The following is a 17926-nucleotide window of genomic DNA, read 5'->3' on the forward strand; positions in this document are numbered from 1 at the left end:
CCCTATTCCTCAGCCATCCGGCGCGCCTGTGACACGTCCAGCGGAAACACCTTGGCCGGATTCAACAGCCACTGCGGATCGAACACATCCTTCACCGCCATCTGCGCTTCAAGATCGGCCGCGCTATATTGATGCGACATCAGATCCCGTTTCTCGATGCCCACCCCGTGCTCTCCGGTCAGGCAGCCGCCCACATCTACGCAAAGCTTCAGGATATCGGCACCAAACGCCTCGCATTTCTCCAGATCACCGGGCTTGTTGGCATCAAACAGGATCAGCGGGTGCATATTGCCGTCGCCTGCGTGGAAAACATTGCCGACGGGCAGGCCATAGTCCTCGCTCAACTCGCCGATGCGGCGCAGAACCTGTGGCAGCGCCGAGACCGGGATCGTGCCGTCCAGACACATGTAGTCGTTCATCTGCCCCATCGCGCCAAAGGCCGATTTCCGACCCAGCCAGATCTTGGCGCTTTCCTCAGCGGACTGGCTTTCGCGCAGTTCCACCGGGTTGTGACGTTTCGCGATCTCGACGATCTTCGACAGCTGATAGTCGATCTCGGCATCCGAGCCTTCAACCTCGACAATCAACAGTGCGTGGCAATCGGGGTAGCCGGCATGGGCGAAGTTCTCACACGCCTTGATGCAGAGCGTATCCATGAACTCAATCGCGACCGGCAAGATACCCGACTTGATGATGTCCGATACGCACTGACCGGCGACCTCATTGTCATCGAACCCCAACAGAACAGGCCGCGCGCCTTCTGGTTTGCGCAGGATGCGCAGCGTCGCCTCGGTCACGACGCCGAGCTGCCCTTCCGAGCCGCAGATCACGCCCAATAGATCCAGCCCGCCGGAGTCCAGATGTGCGCCGCCGATCTCGACCACGCTGCCATCCATCATCACCATGGTCACGCCCAACAGGTTGTTGGTTGTCACGCCGTATTTCAGACAATGCGCTCCGCCCGAATTCATCGCGATGTTCCCCGCAATTGCGCAAGCCAACTGGGAGGATGGGTCGGGCGCGTAGAAGAAATCCTCCTCTTCTACTACGCCGGTCACGCTGAGATTGGTACGGCCGGTCTGAACGCGGATGAAACGGTTGTCATAGTCGGTCTCCAGCACGTCATTCATGCGCGCGACGCCAAGGATCACACAATCCGCCGTTGGCAGCGCCCCGCCGGCCAACGAAGTCCCCGAGCCGCGCGGGACCACCGGCACGCCCTCGTCATGGCAAATTCGCAGCACGTCCGAGACCTCCTGCGTGGTCGATGGCAGCACCGCCAGCATGGGCGGGCAACGATACGCGGTCAGCGCATCACACTCATAGGCCCGAGTCTCTGACGGGTCGTGAATCACCGCATCCTCAGGCAAAACCTGCAGCAATCGCGCCAGAACGGCCTGCTTTCGCGCAAGCACTTCAGGATTTGGCTGGGGCATTTCCATGGCTGATCCTCCAATTTGGTAAAATAATATTACCAATTTCTCCGTCTGGCAAGTTTTATGATCTGACCCTACTGTCGCGCCATGACCTGGATTGATCGCGCGCTTATGTTTTCGACGCTGGACTATGCCGCCGTTCTGCTTTTGCTGGCGGCCTGGCAAGGGATCGGCTGGAAGATCGAACACCCATCGCCGAGCAAACTGTCCGTTGCGATGATGATGGATGATTTCCGCCGCGGTTGGATGCACGAGATGGTCACCCGCCAGCCCCGCATGTTCGACGCGTAAGTTGTTGCGGCCATGCGGCAGGGCAGCACCTTCTTCGCCTCAACCACAATGATCGCAATTGGCGGTGGGCTGGCCTTGTTGGGCAATACCGAGCAACTGGCAGGCGTTGCCAGCGATCTGGCCATTGGCAGCGCCCCTGCATTGGTGTGGGAGATCAAGATCCTCGTCGTGATCCTGTTTCTGGCAAACGCGTTTCTAAAATATGTTTGGGCGCATCGCTTGTTTGGCTACTGCGCCGTTCTGATGGCCGCCGTACCGAATGATCCCGAAGACCCGGAAGCCTACCCGCGCGCCGCGCAAGCCGCCGAGATTTGTGTGACCGCCGCCCGCAGCTTCAACCGCGCGCTCAGAGCCACCTACTTCGCGCTTGCCTCGCTCGCGTGGTTCCTTGGCCCCATCGCGCTGATCATAGGCACCGTGATCACCTTTGGTGTCCTTTACCGGCGTGAGTTCGCATCACATTCGCGAACGGTTCTTCTGACCTTGCCACCTGACACCAAGACGTGATCCCTATTTCGCAATCAATTCCTTAGGATCTGCCCATGCGCTACCTGATTCTGACCGCTTTCCTTGCCACACCCGTTCTTGCCGATCCGCCGACCATCGAGAGCGTCTCGGCCAGCCGCAGCGGAGATTCGTGGCGTTTTGATGTGACGATCCGGCATCCGGATACCGGATGGGATGACTACGCCGATGGTTGGCGCGTGCTGGACATGGACGGGGCCGAGCTTGGTATGCGCGTATTGCATCACCCGCATGTGGACGAACAGCCCTTCACCCGCTCACTGAGCGGCGTCTCGATTCCCGAAGGTACCACGCAGGTGCAGATTCAAGCCCGCGACAATGTCGGTGGTTGGAGCGAAGACACCACGATCATCGACCTGAACTAGGGATCATAGCGTTTCGGGTTAAACTTGAGACACGAATACCCTGCCACGCTTTCAGCGTTCTCGGGACATTCATGTCACTTGATGATTCAGGTAAAACCCGAAACGCTTTAGAACACCCCGAGGCTCAGCCCCGCCGCCATAGCCGCGCCGATCTCGCGGCACTGATCCAGCTGGTCTTCAGGGATTGTCTTCTCAGCCAGTATCGCCTCAGGCGATTGTGCATGAGTGCAAATGATCAAAGGCGGCTGTACTTCTTTCAACCGCCAGCCGGTGGCGATGCGGGCGGTTTGGCGGGCGGCATTCTCTCCGTCGGACCCGGCGCAGATCATCTGGGCGTAGGGGCGGCCTTCGATCCGGCCCAGAACGGGATAATAGCTGCGATCGAAGAACTCTTTCATCAGGCCCGAAATCGCGGCGAGGTTTTCGGGGGCGCAGAAAATGTAGCCGTCCGCGGCCAGCAGATCGTCGGGCCCGGCCTGATCTGCGGTTTTCAGGACGATAACTGCCTCATCCCTACCGGCCTCGGCCGCTGCTTCGGCCATTTGCCGAGCACCGCTGGTGCGCGAATGATAGACAATCAGAAGCTGCGCCATGTCAGACCCGTTTCAGACCCGGTGATAGGGGCCGCCCGACAAGATGGTTGCGGCCCGATAGAGTTGCTCGGCCAGCATCACACGGACCAGCATATGGGGCCAGACCATGGACCCGAATGAGATGGAAAAATCCGCCTCAGCGCGCAGTGACGGGTCGACTCCGTCAGCTCCGCCGATGATCAGCGCCAGATCCTGTCGGCCTGCATCGCGCCAATTCCCCAGCTTTTGGGCAAAATCCGGTGAGGACATCAGCCGTCCGCGCTCATCCAGCGTACAGATCAAAGCGCCTTTGGGCAGCGCCTTGCGCAGCAACCCGGCCTCGGCGCCCATGCCGGCGTTTTTCTTGTCTTCAACCTCGATCACCCGCGCAGGACCAAGGCCCAGGCCACGGCCGGTCCGGTCGAAACGGGTCAGGTAGTCGTCAAGCAGGGTCTTCTCGGGTCCGGCGCGCAATCGCCCGACCGCAACTATGCTGATACGCATATCTCTCTCGCCTCCGGCCCTTCAATATAGGCCGGGATGGCGCCTCAGTTGGCTGAGGCGCTGCCGCCCGCAGGCTGCCACATCTTTTCCAGCTGGTAGAATTCACGCACTTCGGGGCGGAAGATATGGACGATTACGTCGCCCGTATCGATCAACACCCAGTCGCCGGCATCCTTGCCTTCGACCTTCGAGGTGAAACCGAATTCCTGCTTGATGCGATCTGTCAGCTTTTCCGCCATGGCTGCGACCTGACGGGTCGACCGACCCGAGGCAATCACCATGTGATCCGCAACAGAAGACTTACCTTGCAGGTTGATCTGCACGACGTCTTCGGCCTTGTCGTCGGAAAGTGAGGAAAGGATACGCTCAAGCAGCTTGTCGCTGATTGACTGAGAGTGGGCCATTACACTGGCCCCGTCATCGGCGGGCAAACCCGCCTGGGTATGTAGAGACAGGACATAGTCCTCCTTTGCTGCGCGCCGTAAAACCCGGCGCAGGGTAAATTCAAGGTAGCAAGCGACCCATGACATTTCAATGAAGCACGCCTGATGCCTCGCATGAATGTGCCCTGATGGCATCTGGGGGCCTTACAAGACCTTGATAGACTCGGCCAGTGTCTATATCTGACCGGAATATGAGACTCAATGTAGCCCAACTTCAGAATCTGGAAGACCGCGCGCGGTTACGCGAACGGTTCTATGGGGCTGCCCGCACGGTTCTGGCCCGCCTATCGGCAGCCTAAGCCACCTCGCCAGCTATTTCTCATTACATACGGGAGAGGACCGATGTCCCCCAAAACACTCTATGACAAGATCTGGGATGCTCATGTCGCGCATGAAGCCGATGATGGTACCTGCCTGCTTTATATCGACCGCCACCTGGTTCACGAAGTAACCAGCCCGCAGGCGTTCGAAGGCCTGCGTATGGCGGGCCGCAAGGTACGCGCGCCGGAAAAAACCATCGCCGTGCCGGACCACAACGTTCCGACCACACCGGACCGCGTGAACGGGATCGAAAACCCCGAATCGCGTATTCAGGTCGAGGCACTGGATAAGAACGCCAAGGACTTTGGCATTCACTACTACCCGGTGCATGACGTCCGTCAGGGCATCGTCCACATTGTCGGCCCCGAGCAAGGCTGGACCCTTCCCGGCATGACCGTTGTTTGCGGCGACAGCCATACCGCCACCCATGGCGCGTTTGGCGCACTGGCCCACGGCATTGGTACGTCCGAGGTTGAGCACGTACTGGCCACCCAGACCCTGATCCAGAAGAAATCCAAGAACATGAAGGTCGAGATCACCGGCAAATTGCAGCCGGGCGTGACCGCGAAGGATATCACTCTGGCCGTGATCGGTGAGACCGGCACTGCTGGCGGAACCGGCTATGTCATCGAATATTGCGGTGAAGCAATCCGCGATCTGTCTATGGAAGGTCGCATGACCGTCTGCAACATGGCGATCGAAGGTGGCGCGCGTGCCGGTCTGATCGCGCCGGACGAAACCACGTTTGAATATGTCAAAGGTCGCCCGCATGCTCCGAAAGGAGCTCAGTGGGAAGCGGCGCTGGACTGGTGGAAAACGCTCTACACCGACGAAGGCGCGCATTTTGACAAGGTCATCACGCTACGTGGTGAAGATATTGCGCCGGTCGTCACATGGGGCACTAGCCCCGAAGACGTTCTGCCGATCACAGCAACCGTCCCGCACCCTGAGGACTTTGAAGGCGGCAAAGTCGACGCGGCCCGCCGTTCGATCGAATATATGGGTCTGGAAGCCGGTCAGAAGCTGAGCGATGTCGAAGTCGACACCGTCTTTATCGGGTCCTGCACTAACGGTCGTATCGAAGATCTGCGCGCCGCCGCGGAAATTCTGAAGGGCAAGAAGATCAAGGACGGCATGCGCGCCATGGTCGTGCCCGGTTCGGGTCTTGTCCGCGCTCAGGCCGAAGAAGAAGGCCTTGCCGAAATCTTCAAAGAGGCCGGTTTCGAATGGCGTCTGGCGGGATGCTCGATGTGTCTGGCGATGAATCCCGACCAGCTGCAACCGGGCGAGCGTTGTGCCGCGACTTCGAACCGCAATTTCGAAGGTCGTCAGGGGCGTGGTGGGAGGACTCACCTGCTGAGCCCGGCAATGGCTGCCGCCGCGGCAATCACAGGACGGCTGACAGACGTCCGTGAATTGATGTAAGGTCCCCTCATATCTAGATATTTGAGGGATTGAACAAATGAGTGACTGGATCAAATGGCTCCTGCTGGGGCTCCTATCCATAGCGTTCGGTATCTTTGTGCTGGGCGCACCTGTCGTGGCATCTGTCGCCGTGACGGTGGTAACCGGCGTGTTGCTACTGATCTCGGGCGTGCTGCAGGTTGTTGGCGGCTTCACAGTTGAAGGCGTTGGCAACAAAATCCTGTCACTCATCATGGGTGCGGTCATGCTGTTTCTGGGCTGGTCCTTTCTGGATCACCCGTTGCAGGGTACGCTTACGCTGGCGAACGTAATGCTGATCCTGTTCATGGCAGGCGGCATCGCGCGGATCATTCTGTCGTTCCAGATGAAGGGAACGCAGTTTTTTGGCCCACGATGATCTCAGGCATCTTGTCGATCGTCCTCGCAGGCATCATCTGGAGCTATGTCGGGCAGCAACCGCAGGCCCTGCTGAGCATTCTGGGGATCTTCCTGGGCATCGAGATGCTGTTTAACGGGTTCGGATTGGTCTTCATGGCGTTCTTCGTCAAGAACGCACCCAAAGACGAAACAACTGAAGCGAAAGAAGCTTAAACGCGAGGCACGGGCGCGGCCCTACCCCGCAGGAGTGTAGACATGGAAAAGTTTGACAAAGTCCACGGGGTGGCCGCCCCAATGCCGCTGATCAATATCGACACCGATATGATCATCCCCAAAGTTCACCTGAAGACCATTAAACGGTCCGGCCTTGGTGTCGTTCTGTTTGACGAGATGCGCTATCACGATGATGGGCAGGAGAATGAAGAATTCGTTCTGAACAAACCCGCCTATCGCGATGCCGAGATTCTGGTGGCCGGAGACAATTTCGGCTGCGGCTCGTCGCGGGAACACGCACCTTGGGCGATCAAGGATTTCGGCATCAAAGTCGTGATCTCGACCAGCTTCGCCGACATCTTCTTCAACAACTGCTTCAAGAACGGCATCCTGCCCATCGTGGTCGAAGAAGAGCATCACGCGGTTCTGATGGATGACGCGCACAAGGGCGAAAACGCCCGCATGACCGTGCATCTGGAAGATCAAAAGATCACCACCTCGGACGGTGTTGAGATCACCTTCGACATCGACCCACACCGCAAGCACTGCCTGCTGAACGGTCTGGACGATATCGGCCTGACGATGGAAAAAGACCACCACATCGACAAGTTCGAGGATCACGCCGGTCAGGCCCGCCCCTGGGTGTGATTCTGGGGACGAATCTGTTGATACTCAACCTAACGGAGTCGCTAAGGCGGCTCCGTTCGCATTCTTGGGGGTGAAAATCCGAAAAACACAACATGTAGGTCTCAAATTGAGATACACGTCGGATTTGCGTCGAAATTGATGCAATCCCGCACCAGTTGCGCCATCATTTTGCCCGAAATCACGTGTTATCTGCACCCTGGCTTGAGCGAATTACCGCTTATCGTCCATGTTTGGTCGAAAGAGGTATCCGTCATAAAACGCAGGCGACGGGCACAAGTTGGAATGAAGCCGACACAGAATTGGCTGGTTCCGGTTTGAAAAGGGAATTATATACTTAAGTAACATTTTTATAGTGGACTGTCGCATATTGACGCGATAAAAACGAAAACCGCGCAAGGTATTTTAGCACTCTGCGCTCTCTTTAATCAGGCTTCTTGATACTCATTGGCCGCATGAATGCAGCCCTGATTTCATCCAATGACATTTCAGGCATGTCGATTTCTTCTTCCAACTCAGCCTTGGTCGGTTGATATTTGTTCGATCTGATGTGCAGATCGGCGGGTTCAGGCAGGTCTGCATTGTAACGTTGGTTTGTCATGCGAATTCCTAAATTGAATACATTGGTTTTAGCCGAGAAGTTCTCGCAAGCGGGTTTGGATTGGTTCAATTTTAGCCAGTTCGGTCAACAAAAACTCTACGTTGTCGGGGCCGTCGGCCTGACGCGCCCGCACAATACTGTCGTAATCAATTTCCAACAAATCACAAAACTCCCGACCTGTCATTGCCTCATCGATTGAAATTCTCTTCTTGAATCCTTCCCAGATCGCTTGCTTGTCTTCTTGATTGAAAGCACAAAAGTGTGCCTGGAACCGATATTGAATATGCTGGGCGTTGCGTTGAATGAACCCGTGCATTGACTGCCTCTCTGCGCTAGCTTTTTTTGTGTCGAACACATGACCGTCCTTCAACTCAACTATATGGCAGTTTTGCTCGCCTTTTCGGCGCTTGAAAACCATAAAGTCAGGCTCTGATCCCGAAAAATCCAAGGTCCGACTTCGTTTAATTTCACGTTTTCGGGCAAGCAACACGCCCTCAGGCATGATTTCTTGTTCCAAAAAGGTGTCCAGATTAGGGATGTTGGGAACAGCTTCCACGATCATCGATTCCAGTTCTGACCCCGATGAGATTACAGCTGACTGTATCTTGCTGGCCAATTCACCTAACGCTTCATTCCCAAACAACCGGGCGTAAGAACCAGATGTGTTCTTTGGTTTGGCATCCCGTAATCGTGCCATAATCTAACCGTTCAAGTCGCAACCAAGGAAGGTGCGGCCATGGTTTCGTGCCGCTTGCAGAACCGAAAACGACCCGGCAGCCGGATCAATTACAAAATCGCCTTCGTGGCTCACGGCGGCCATGAGTTGACCTTGTATGTCTATTGGTTTGGAATGTGGGTGATCCCGCTGGGATACTTGTTCTTGAATTACATCTGGAATGTTATGTATTTTCCACACGCCTTTTGCCTTACGCGGCTGTTTCTGTAGTACTATGCAGTATTCTCCTCTGCGCCGAGTGCGATAGCCCATACCAAATGTACCCTTGTTCCACGTTAAAAGATCCACAATGTCCAGCCTCGTTCCGTCCAGCCACGGGTGAATACCTTGGCAAAGGTGAAACTTATCCACCCATAAAAAGAGATGGCCTGATGGGATAAGCGTACGATCTATTCCGCGAATAAAATTGGCGATGGCCTCCTCCGGCATTTGCTGTAGGGCGCTGCGGCGTTTTCCACGAACTTTGCCTTCGTTCCCATATGCCAGCTTTTCAAGCACGCCACGGTATTGGGGATCGAAGAATGCGACTGGAACTGCGTCCGCAGGTATAGCGGAAAGGAACTCAAGACCGTCCATCTTAAGGCGCGTGTTGGGCTTAAGGACATCGGGAAGCACCAGCTTTGGCACGGTCACCGTGCGCGTGTTGGAAAATACCCCGGCAGTACTTTGCGAAGTTCCGACGCTCATGACCGCGCTCCGCTATTCAATCCGTTATCCTCGATTAGCTTCTTGTAAGGCAGGTTCTTTCCAGCCATCCCATGCACAACGCCGCCCATTTGGTCGATTGTATCCTTTGGCCTGTTGTTGTGACGGTGCTGAAACTCGTCCACATAGCGTTGCAGATGCTTGGGCGACATCTTGTGATAGACGCCATTATAACCCCGCTTCATAGGAGCCCAAAAGCTTTCCAGCCCGTTGGTGTGCGCCTGATCGCGGACATATTCACCCACTGAGTGCTTTACCACCTCATGCGGCCTGTCAATGCCCTTGTAGGCACTAGCCTCATCGGTATAGAGTGTTGCTCCTTCGACGGCATGCTCGTTCACAAACCCCTGCAAGGTCTCTTTGTCTGTGCTCTCTACCACTTTGGCAACAACCTGACCCGTTTCGCGATCCCTGATACCAGCAACAGCAGCCTTGCCAACAGCGCCACGTCCAGCCTTGAGTTTCTTCTTCGCGTGTTTGTTGCCTTCCTTGCCGCCTATGTAGGTTTCATCTGCTTCGACTGGGCCATTAAACCAAGGCATGTTTGCCTCCATTGCAGCCCGAAGACGATGCAGCATGAACCACGCGGACTTCTGCGTAACACCAAGCTCACGGTGCAACTTCATCGAAGATACGCCCTTAAGGTTAGTTGTGAACAAGTAAATACCAATGGCCCATGTGCGATATGGTAGCCGGGTATTCTCAAGGATCGTGCCGACCCGAACCGTAAACATGGGTTTTTTGGAGCACTCACGACACCTGTGCGTCATGCTTGGATGCCTGATGCCTGACTGCACGTTGAAAGAACCGCAATGCGGGCAAAACGGACCATCTGGCCAATGTAGTTCCTCAATCCACTTACGCGACTTTTCTTCATTACCGAACATTGCAGCAACCTGTAGGAAGGTCAGGCCCTTGCGGTTTGATTTTCCCGGTGCTTTTGTCATTTTTACACTCCTGAATGTTATTAAAATGTAACAAATGCGTCGGAGTCCGTCAATCATAAATGTTACTTAAGTATATAATTCCCTTTCAAAAGCGGCGTGACCAAAGCGGTCGTAGGCTGCTTTTTTGTCAGCATCGCGCAGCACGTCATAGGCTTCGTTCGCTTCTTTGAACTGCGCCTCGGCATCCGGGTTGTCTTTGTTGCGGTCGGGATGCAATTCTTTGGCTTTCTTGCGAAAACCTTTCTTGATCTCATCCGCAGATGCGCCTTTGGTGACACCAAGCACATCATAGTAGTCGCGTTTTGACATCAGTTTTCCCTTCTGCCTCAACGTAATCGGGCCGGCCCGGCAAGCGGACCGGCCCAGATTGGCCCGGTTACCGGTTACTTACGCTTGTCGTCGTCCAGATCTTCGAACTCGGCGTCGACAATGTCATCATCCGCAGGACCTGCGTCTGCTGCTGCAGGCTCTTCCTCGCCCTCTTCGGCTTGCGCCTTGTAGATGGCTTCGCCCAGCTTCATAGCAGCTTCGGTGACGTTCTGGATGCCAGACTTGATCTTGTCGGCGTTCTCGGTTTCCAACTCGTCTTTCAGCGCGGCAATTGCCAGCTCGATCGCTTCGATCGTGGTCGGATCGACCTTGTCGGAGTGCTCTTCCATCGACTTCTCGGTCGAATGGATGAGGCTTTCCGCCTGGTTCTTGGCGTCGACCAGCTCGCGGCGTTCCTTGTCGGCTTCCGCGTTCTCTTCGGCGTCCTTGACCATCTTTTCGATGTCCTCATCGGACAGACCGCCCGAGGCCTGGATGGTGATCTTCTGCTCTTTGCCGGTGCCTTTGTCCTTGGCCGAAACCGAGACAATGCCGTTGGCGTCGATGTCAAAAGTCACCTCGATCTGAGGCATACCGCGCGGCGCCGGCGGGATGTCTTCGAGGTTGAACTGACCCAGGATCTTGTTGTCCGCAGCCATTTCACGCTCACCCTGGAACACGCGGATGGTTACGGCGTTCTGGTTGTCCTCGGCGGTCGAGAAGACCTGAGACTTCTTGGTCGGGATCGTGGTGTTACGGTCGATCAGGCGGGTGAACACGCCACCCAGCGTCTCAATACCCAGCGACAGCGGGGTCACGTCCAGCAGAACCACGTCTTTGACGTCGCCCTGCAGAACACCGGCTTGGATAGCCGCGCCCATGGCAACCACTTCGTCCGGGTTCACGCCTTTGTGGGGCTCTTTACCGAAGAATTTGGTGACCTCTTCGATCACTTTCGGCATCCGGGTCATAACACCGACCAGAACAACTTCGTCCACGTCAGCAGCCGACAGGCCGGCGTCTTTCAGAGCGGCGGCGCAAGGCTTCATCGACTTTTTGATCAGGTCGGAAACCAGCGATTCCAGCTTGGCACGGGTCAGCTTCATGACCATGTGCAACGGCTGACCGTTCGACCCCATTGAGATGAACGGCTGGTTGATTTCGGTCTGCGAGGTCGAGGACAGCTCGATCTTGGCTTTTTCAGCGGCTTCTTTCAGACGCTGCAGGGCCATTTTGTCTTGCGACAGGTCGACACCGTGTTCCTTTTTGAACTCGTCCGCCAGGTAGTTGACGATGCGCATGTCAAAGTCTTCACCACCCAGGAAGGTGTCACCGTTGGTCGATTTGACCTCGAACAGGCCGTCATCGATCTCCAGGATGGTCACGTCGAAGGTACCACCACCAAGGTCATAGACCGCGATGGTTTGGGTTTCTTCTTTGTCCAGACCATAGGCCAGAGCAGCCGCAGTCGGTTCGTTGATGATCCGCAGCACTTCCAGACCGGCGATTTTGCCGGCGTCTTTGGTGGCCTGACGCTGTGCGTCGTTGAAGTATGCTGGAACGGTGATAACCGCTTGCGTGACTTCCTCACCCAGATAGCTTTCTGCGGTTTCCTTCATCTTGCCCAGAGTGAAGGCCGAGATTTGGCTTGGGGAGTACTTTTCACCACGGGCTTCAACCCATGCGTCTCCGTTGCCGCCATTGACGATGGCATAGGGCACCATTTTCTTGTCTTTTTCGACTTCGGCATCATCCACACGACGACCGATCAGACGCTTGACGCCAAAAATCGTGTTGTCGGGGTTGGTGACCGCCTGACGTTTTGCAGGCTGACCGACCAGTCGCTCATCTTCGGTGAAGGCGACGATCGAGGGCGTGGTCCGCGCCCCTTCGGCGTTTTCGATGACCTTCGGCTGCGAACCATCCATGATCGCAACACACGAGTTGGTGGTGCCGAGGTCAATCCCGATTACTTTACCCATATTTTCAATCCCTTTCTCTTCAAGGCGATGTCCCGAGGGCCGGACCCGTTATGGCATCCCGTCCCCGATCTGATGTGCGCGACAGCACTACACCATCGCGCGTCTCGGCGTATATAAGGGCCGGACCAGAGGCCTGCAAGCATTCTGAATTGCAGGTTTTCGGGAATCTGCGGCCTTTTTTGGCAAGGATATGGTAAGGAATGGGGAATCCGGGATGACTCGGCTGCTTTTACGGGGATTTGAGATCAGGAAAGGCTATCTGGACAATGCCGTCCAGAGCCGGCTGATCGATGCGCTGCGCCCGCTTCTGAAATCCGCACCCCTGTTCCGCCCCGTGACACCATCGGGCAAAGTGATGTCGGTTCGCATGACCTCGGCCGGGGATTTGGGATGGGTGATGGATAAGGCGGGCTACCGCTATCAGGGCCAGCATCCCGGGGGCATGAACTGGCCCAAGATTCCCGAACTTGTGCTTGCGATCTGGCAGGATCTGGTGAGCCCAGAGCGCGCACCGGATTGCTGCCTGATCAACTACTATGGCAAAGACGCGAAGATGGGCCTGCATCAGGACAAGGATGAGGCCGATTTTTCGTGGCCTGTGCTGTCGGTCTCGCTCGGCGATGACGCGCTGTTCCGCATTGGCAACACAACACGCGGAGGCAAGACGGAATCCATCTGGTTAAACTCAGGCGATGTGGTGATCATGGGCGGCCCAGCGCGATTGACCTATCACGGCGTTGATCGTATCCGGCCCGGTTCATCGCGGCTGTTGCCCAAAGGGGGGCGGATCAATCTGACGATGCGGGTGGCAACCTAGCGCCGGGCACCCCAGCTTTGTGACACATGCTTCTTGGTGTAGAACACGGCAAGCAAACCAATCATCAGCACGGCGACGCCGACCCAAACCGCATATTCCCAGCTTGAATTGCGCGGGTAGTAGTTGCGAAAAACAAATCCACGGCATTGGTCGATGATGTGAAACAAGGGGTTCCAGGCAAACATTGTCAGCATGAAGCCGCCCAGCGCGTTTCCCAAGACCATCTTCCCCGAAAAGATCATGTTCAGCCGCCTGTAAAGGGTGGTGAGGATTGATGCCGTCGTCGGAAACCATGGGTTCAGTGCCATGAACACTAGCCCAACGGCACAGCCAGTGAACCACGACAGCAGCACCATGACAAACGCTGCACCCGGCTCCTCTATCACCAGTGGGGCTACAGCGACATGGTACAGGAACAGTATGACGAACAGCGTCACCAGCATGGTGTATAGGATGCCGAATGAGGTGGCGAGGATCATCACCATCATATTCATGGGCGAATGCAACATCATCGGGTTGTTGCCCACACCGACACCCGCCACCTGCTTTACGGACTTGATATGAACAAGGAACAAATAGACGCCCGACAGAAGATACAACACAAGGTCACCGCGGACCTTGGCTACCCGCGCGCCCATGAAGGACATGATCAAATAGAAAACCAAAACCAAGGCAAGGACCTGAACGATGCTGCGTACAATGGCGACAACTGCGTTGGAATGCTGTGACCGGACATTGCGCACCACGGCATGAAAGATCAGCTCAACCGTGGTGAATGCACCACCCAGCAGGGTCTTGTTATTCCTGAAATAGAACACGTGTCGGGTCTTTCCTGCTCTGTTGACCTCAGTCTTTCACGAATACCTTGCCGTTCGGTAACCAGCACATCATAAGTCCGTCACCACATTCGATCAACAAACCACCAAATCGGAGCTTTTTTGTGACCTACGACGCCCTTATCCCCGTCATCCGACGTCTGGCACTAGAAGCCGGTGACAAGATCATGGAAATCTACAATTCGGATACGTTCGATGTGAAGGTCAAATCCGACGAAAGCCCCGTGACCGAGGCTGATGAGGCCGCCGATGCGTTGCTCTCAGAAGGGCTGCGCGCCGCCTTCCCCGACATCCTGCTGGTGACCGAAGAACAGGCCGCCTCGCATTCCGAAAAGGGCGAAACATTCCTGATCGTTGATCCGTTGGATGGCACCAAGGAATTCATCAATCGGCGCGGAGATTTCACCGTCAATATCGCACTGGTCGAAAACGGTACCCCGACGCGCGGTGTCGTCTATGCCCCTGCGCGCGGTCGCATGTTCTATACCCAAGCCGATGGGCAATCGGTTGAGGAAACCGGCGCATTGGATAAAGTCCACGCGGGGGAGATCACGCCGATTTCGGTCTCTAATCCGGACAATTCTGCCCTTTTGATCGTCGCGTCCAAGTCGCACCGGGATCAGGCAACCGAGGATTACATCAACAAATACCGGGTGCAGGACAGCAAGAGCGCAGGCTCGTCCCTAAAGTTCTGTCTGGTCGCAACGGGTGAGGCAGATCTCTACCCGCGGGTCGGGCGCACGATGGAGTGGGACACCGCCGCCGGGCACGCTGTGCTGGCGGGGGCTGGTGGTCAGGTGGTCCGGTTCGACGACCACACACCGTTGACCTATGGCAAGGACGGCTATGCAAACCCGTTCTTCATCGCCTACGCTCCGGGTGTTGAGTTGAAGGAAGCCTGATGTCCGTTCTGATCGCCATTCCCGCCCGCTACGCCTCATCCCGCTATCCGGGCAAGCCTTTGGTGCCGCTGACTGGCGCAACGGGCAAAGCCATGACACTGATCGAGCGCTCATGGCGAGCGGCCAAGTCTGTGTCAGGCGTGGACAAGGTCGTTGTCGCCACAGATGACGACCGCATCCGGGACGCCGCCGAGGGGTTCGGGGCCGAGGTCGTGATGACCTCGGAAACCTGCCAGAACGGCACCGAACGCTGTGCCGAGGCACATGAGGTTTTGGGTGGTGGCTACGAGATCATCGTAAACTTGCAAGGCGACGCGCCGCTGACACCGCATTGGTTTGTCGAGGACCTGATCTCCGGCCTGCGCGACGCGCCCGAGGCCGGTGTCGCGACGCCCGTTCTGCGTTGCGACGGGGATGCGCTGAACAGCTTGCTCAATGATCGCAAACACGGGCGCGTCGGCGGCACGACTGCCGTTTTTGCAAGCGATAACAGCGCGATGTATTTCTCGAAAGAGGTGGTGCCCTTCACCTCCGACAACTATGCAGGCGCGGATCCAACCCCAGTGTTTCACCATGTCGGCGTCTACGCCTACCGCCCAGATGCACTGGCTGCCTATCCCAGTTGGCCCACCGGCCCGCTAGAGCGGTTGGAAGGTCTGGAACAGCTGCGCTTTATGGAAAACGGCCGCAAGGTTCTATGCGTCGAGGTCGAAGTCAAAGGCCGCCAGTTCTGGGAGCTGAACAACCCTCAGGACGTGCCCAAGATCGAAGCGATGATGGCGGATATGGGGCTGGAGTGATCCCTTTTCCCCCTGACCAAACCTGCGAATCTGGCGTAGAAGCGCCCAAATACGACCAATGGACCTGATATGAAAACGATCCTTGTCACGGGCGGCGCAGGCTATATCGGCTCTCACGCGTGTAAAGCGCTGGCGCGAGCGGGTTTTGTACCGGTGACCTACGACAACCTTGTCACCGGCTGGCAAGATGCGGTCAAGTTTGGCCCATTTGAACAGGGCGACTTGCTGGACCGCGCGCGGCTGGATGAGGTTTTTGCCAAGTATCAACCTGAGGCCGTGATGCATTTCGCAGCGCTCAGTCAAGTTGGGGAGGCCATGAAACAGCCCGCGCGCTATTGGTCGAACAATGTGACTGGCTCGCTGAATCTGATCGAGACCGCAGTGGCCGCAGGCTGTCTGGATTTCGTATTTTCCTCAACCTGCGCGACCTATGGCGATCAGGACAATGTTGTGCTGGATGAGGATACACCTCAGCACCCGATGAACGCTTATGGCGCCTCGAAACGCGCGATTGAGGATATCCTGCGGGATTTCGAGGCCGCTCATGGCCTGCGCCATGTGATCTTCCGCTATTTCAACGTGGCCGGTGCCGATCCCGAAGGCGAGGTTGGAGAGTTCCACCGGCCTGAGACCCATCTGATCCCGCTGATGCTGGATGCGATTGATGGCAAGCGGGATGGCCTGACTGTGTTTGGCACCGACTACGACACGCCGGACGGTACCTGCATCCGCGACTATGTGCATGTCTGCGATCTGGTCGACGCGCATATTCTGGGCCTGAACTGGCTGCAACAGGGAAAGGGTAACCGCGTGTTCAACCTGGGCACCGGCTCGGGGTTCTCGGTTCTTGAGGTTATCGAGCAGTCCAAAACCGTCACCAACCGCGCTGTTCCCTACAATATCGGACCGCGCCGCGCAGGGGATTGTACCAAGCTTGTGTCAGGCTCGGTCCGCGCCGAAGGTGAGCTGGGCTGGAGGCCAAAACGCTCAACACTAGAGACAATGATCACCGACGCGTGGCGCTGGCATCAAACCGGCGCTTACGAGAAATGAGCCGCCGTTGACCCCCGTCAACGCCGAGCTCCCTCGCATAAGCGCGGCCCAGAAATACCGGCTGCGTTGGAAACGACGCAGGCTGCTGTGGCAATCCTGGCGCAGTCGGCACCAGTTGGCCTGTTTGCAGAACAGAACCTTGGATATCCAGCGCGGAGATATTCTGGCCTTCGTCACCCTGCGCAACGAGTTGGAGCGCCTCCCGTGGTTCTTCCGGCACTACCGCGCCTTGGGCGTCGACCATTTTCTGGTCGTGGACAATGGCAGCGACGACGGATCGACCGAGTATCTCGCGCAGCAACCAGACGTATCGCTCTGGCACACTCAGGCCAGCTACCGCGCCGCGCGCTTTGGGCTGGATTGGCTGACCTCGCTGCAAATCCGGTACGGTCACGGCCATTGGTGCCTGACAGTCGACGCGGATGAGCTGTTGATCTACGCGCATCACGACACCCAGCCGTTGCAAGACCTCACCCGCTGGCTGGAGGGGCAAGGCCGGGCCGGGTTCGGTGCCTTGATGCTGGATCTCTACCCGAAAGGCCCGCTCGGGTCGCAAACCCATAACCCGGAAAGTGATCCGACCGAGGTCCTGAACTGGTTCGACTCCGGCCCCTACCGCGCGCAGCGGCAGACCCCGATGGGCAACCTATGGGTCCAGGGCGGCGCGCGTGAGCGGGTGTTTTTCGCCAATACACGCCAGCGCTCACCAACTTTGAACAAGATCCCTCTGATCAAGTGGTCCCGGCGCTATGCCTATGTAAACTCGACCCATTCCGCGTTACCACGTCACCTGAATGCGCTTTATGATGGGCCGAACGGAGCCGCGCCGTCGGGCGTGCTTTTGCACACGAAGTTTTTGCCCGAGATCGCCAAAAAGTCGCAAATCGAGAAACAGCGCCGCCAGCATTTTCATGATCCCGACCAATTCCAGACATACTATGATGGGATCATCGCGCAGCCGGATATGTGGACGGAGCGGTCCGAGGCTTACACCGGCTGGTTAAAACTACAGCAGTTGGGGCTGATGAATGCAGGGGGCTGGTCGGATCAGCAGGGCCAGGATTACTAACGTGTTGTAAATGCATTGCCCCTCAAGATGAAAAAATGGCATAGTCGGCGG

20 protein-coding genes and 2 pseudogenes are annotated in these 17926 nt (G+C 56.7%); 11 read left to right on the plus strand and 11 right to left on the minus strand.

Annotated features, from left to right (window positions below):
• Positions 1 to 2: 2 nt before the first annotated feature.
• On the minus strand, positions 3 to 1442 hold the full coding sequence (locus tag ACOERD_RS11280; protein ID WP_419739087.1) for an FAD-linked oxidase C-terminal domain-containing protein: 1440 nt from the start codon (positions 1440 to 1442) through the stop codon (positions 3 to 5).
• Positions 1443 to 1523: 81 nt separating this feature from the next.
• On the opposite strand from ACOERD_RS11280, the pseudogene ACOERD_RS11285 reads away from it, so the two are divergent.
• Together ACOERD_RS11285 and ACOERD_RS11290 are read left to right on the plus strand one after the other, a co-directional pair.
• Positions 1524 to 2234: pseudogene (locus ACOERD_RS11285) on the plus strand (DUF599 domain-containing protein).
• A 35-nt stretch (positions 2235 to 2269) separates the two neighbouring features.
• Complete coding sequence (locus tag ACOERD_RS11290; protein ID WP_419739088.1) at positions 2270 to 2617, plus strand: hypothetical protein; 348 nt, start codon at positions 2270 to 2272, stop codon at positions 2615 to 2617.
• Positions 2618 to 2724: 107 nt separating this feature from the next.
• On the opposite strand, the gene ACOERD_RS11295 is transcribed toward ACOERD_RS11290, so the two are convergent.
• From ACOERD_RS11295 to rsfS, 3 genes are read right to left on the minus strand one after another with little or no spacing between them, the layout of a single operon-like run.
• Complete coding sequence (locus ACOERD_RS11295; protein WP_419739089.1) at positions 2725 to 3210, minus strand: flavodoxin family protein; 486 nt, start codon at positions 3208 to 3210, stop codon at positions 2725 to 2727.
• A gap of 12 nt (positions 3211 to 3222) precedes the next feature.
• Positions 3223 to 3693 carry a 23S rRNA (pseudouridine(1915)-N(3))-methyltransferase RlmH gene (gene rlmH / locus ACOERD_RS11300; protein WP_419739090.1) on the minus strand — a complete coding sequence of 157 codons (471 nt, stop codon included), beginning with the start codon at positions 3691 to 3693 and terminating at the stop codon, positions 3223 to 3225.
• Positions 3694 to 3737: 44 nt separating this feature from the next.
• The gene (rsfS, locus tag ACOERD_RS11305; protein ID WP_170379770.1) at positions 3738 to 4097 is read right to left on the minus strand and encodes a ribosome silencing factor; all 360 of its coding nucleotides are present in this window, start codon (positions 4095 to 4097) and stop codon (positions 3738 to 3740) included.
• 381 nt (positions 4098 to 4478) lie between these two features.
• Between rsfS and leuC the strand changes: the two genes are divergently transcribed.
• From leuC to leuD, 4 genes are read left to right on the plus strand one after another with little or no spacing between them, the layout of a single operon-like run.
• Entirely contained in the window at positions 4479 to 5882 is a 1404-nt protein-coding gene (gene leuC, locus ACOERD_RS11310; protein ID WP_170379774.1) for a 3-isopropylmalate dehydratase large subunit, read from the plus strand.
• Between the two features lie 37 nt (positions 5883 to 5919).
• Entirely contained in the window at positions 5920 to 6279 is a 360-nt protein-coding gene (locus ACOERD_RS11315) for an HdeD family acid-resistance protein (protein ID WP_419739091.1), read from the plus strand.
• 11 nt (positions 6280 to 6290) lie between these two features.
• Positions 6291 to 6473, plus strand: coding sequence for a hypothetical protein (locus tag ACOERD_RS11320; protein ID WP_419739092.1), 183 nt, complete (start codon positions 6291 to 6293; stop codon positions 6471 to 6473).
• A 42-nt stretch (positions 6474 to 6515) separates the two neighbouring features.
• A complete protein-coding gene (leuD, locus tag ACOERD_RS11325; RefSeq protein WP_419739093.1) occupies positions 6516 to 7121 on the plus strand; it encodes a 3-isopropylmalate dehydratase small subunit in 606 nt (201 codons plus the stop codon).
• Between the two features lie 421 nt (positions 7122 to 7542).
• Here leuD and ACOERD_RS11330 read toward each other — a convergent pair whose 3' ends face one another.
• The 6 genes and pseudogenes from ACOERD_RS11330 to dnaK all read right to left on the minus strand — a co-directional run bounded on the left by ACOERD_RS11330 (position 7543) and on the right by dnaK (position 12398).
• The gene (locus tag ACOERD_RS11330; protein ID WP_419737675.1) at positions 7543 to 7719 is read right to left on the minus strand and encodes a hypothetical protein; all 177 of its coding nucleotides are present in this window, start codon (positions 7717 to 7719) and stop codon (positions 7543 to 7545) included.
• A gap of 28 nt (positions 7720 to 7747) precedes the next feature.
• Positions 7748 to 8416, minus strand: coding sequence for a hypothetical protein (locus tag ACOERD_RS11335; RefSeq protein WP_419737676.1), 669 nt, complete (start codon positions 8414 to 8416; stop codon positions 7748 to 7750).
• A gap of 3 nt (positions 8417 to 8419) precedes the next feature.
• Positions 8420 to 9142, minus strand: a complete 723-nt coding sequence (locus ACOERD_RS11340; RefSeq protein ID WP_419737677.1) for a DNA methyltransferase — start codon at positions 9140 to 9142, stop codon at positions 8420 to 8422.
• Complete coding sequence (locus tag ACOERD_RS11345; RefSeq protein ID WP_419737678.1) at positions 9139 to 10107, minus strand: IS1595 family transposase; 969 nt, start codon at positions 10105 to 10107, stop codon at positions 9139 to 9141. Before ACOERD_RS11345 ends, ACOERD_RS11340 begins: the two co-directional genes overlap by 4 nt.
• A gap of 84 nt (positions 10108 to 10191) precedes the next feature.
• Positions 10192 to 10416 (minus strand): annotated as a pseudogene (locus ACOERD_RS11350) (DnaJ domain-containing protein); the annotation flags it as partial.
• Positions 10417 to 10490: 74 nt separating this feature from the next.
• Positions 10491 to 12398 carry a molecular chaperone DnaK gene (gene dnaK, locus ACOERD_RS11355; RefSeq protein ID WP_419739094.1) on the minus strand — a complete coding sequence of 636 codons (1908 nt, stop codon included), beginning with the start codon at positions 12396 to 12398 and terminating at the stop codon, positions 10491 to 10493.
• Positions 12399 to 12612: 214 nt separating this feature from the next.
• Here dnaK and ACOERD_RS11360 point away from each other — a divergent pair, with 214 nt between their 5' ends.
• Complete coding sequence (locus ACOERD_RS11360; RefSeq protein WP_419739095.1) at positions 12613 to 13215, plus strand: alpha-ketoglutarate-dependent dioxygenase AlkB family protein; 603 nt, start codon at positions 12613 to 12615, stop codon at positions 13213 to 13215.
• Here ACOERD_RS11360 and ACOERD_RS11365 read toward each other — a convergent pair.
• Positions 13212 to 14033, minus strand: coding sequence for an ABC transporter permease (locus ACOERD_RS11365; RefSeq protein WP_419739096.1), 822 nt, complete (start codon positions 14031 to 14033; stop codon positions 13212 to 13214). The two genes, ACOERD_RS11360 and ACOERD_RS11365, sit on opposite strands and share 4 nt — an antisense overlap.
• Positions 14034 to 14155: 122 nt before the next feature.
• On the opposite strand from ACOERD_RS11365, the gene cysQ reads away from it, so the two are divergent.
• The 4 genes from cysQ (at position 14156) to ACOERD_RS11385 (ending at position 17875) form a co-directional block, all read left to right on the plus strand.
• Positions 14156 to 14953: a 3'(2'),5'-bisphosphate nucleotidase CysQ gene (gene cysQ / locus ACOERD_RS11370; RefSeq protein ID WP_419739097.1), complete on the plus strand. Its 798-nt coding sequence runs from the start codon at positions 14156 to 14158 to the stop codon at positions 14951 to 14953.
• Positions 14953 to 15753: a 3-deoxy-manno-octulosonate cytidylyltransferase family protein gene (locus tag ACOERD_RS11375; RefSeq protein WP_419739098.1), complete on the plus strand. Its 801-nt coding sequence runs from the start codon at positions 14953 to 14955 to the stop codon at positions 15751 to 15753. Before cysQ ends, ACOERD_RS11375 begins: the two co-directional genes overlap by 1 nt.
• Before the next feature lie 69 nt (positions 15754 to 15822).
• Positions 15823 to 16806, plus strand: a complete 984-nt coding sequence (gene galE, locus ACOERD_RS11380) for a UDP-glucose 4-epimerase GalE (RefSeq protein ID WP_419739099.1) — start codon at positions 15823 to 15825, stop codon at positions 16804 to 16806.
• Between the two features lie 7 nt (positions 16807 to 16813).
• Positions 16814 to 17875 carry a glycosyltransferase family 2 protein gene (locus ACOERD_RS11385; protein WP_419739100.1) on the plus strand — a complete coding sequence of 354 codons (1062 nt, stop codon included), beginning with the start codon at positions 16814 to 16816 and terminating at the stop codon, positions 17873 to 17875.
• The last annotated feature ends 51 nt before the right edge of the window (positions 17876 to 17926 follow it).

The organism is Ruegeria sp. (assembly GCF_965199275.1).
Classification (GTDB): Bacteria; Pseudomonadota; Alphaproteobacteria; order Rhodobacterales; family Rhodobacteraceae; genus Ruegeria.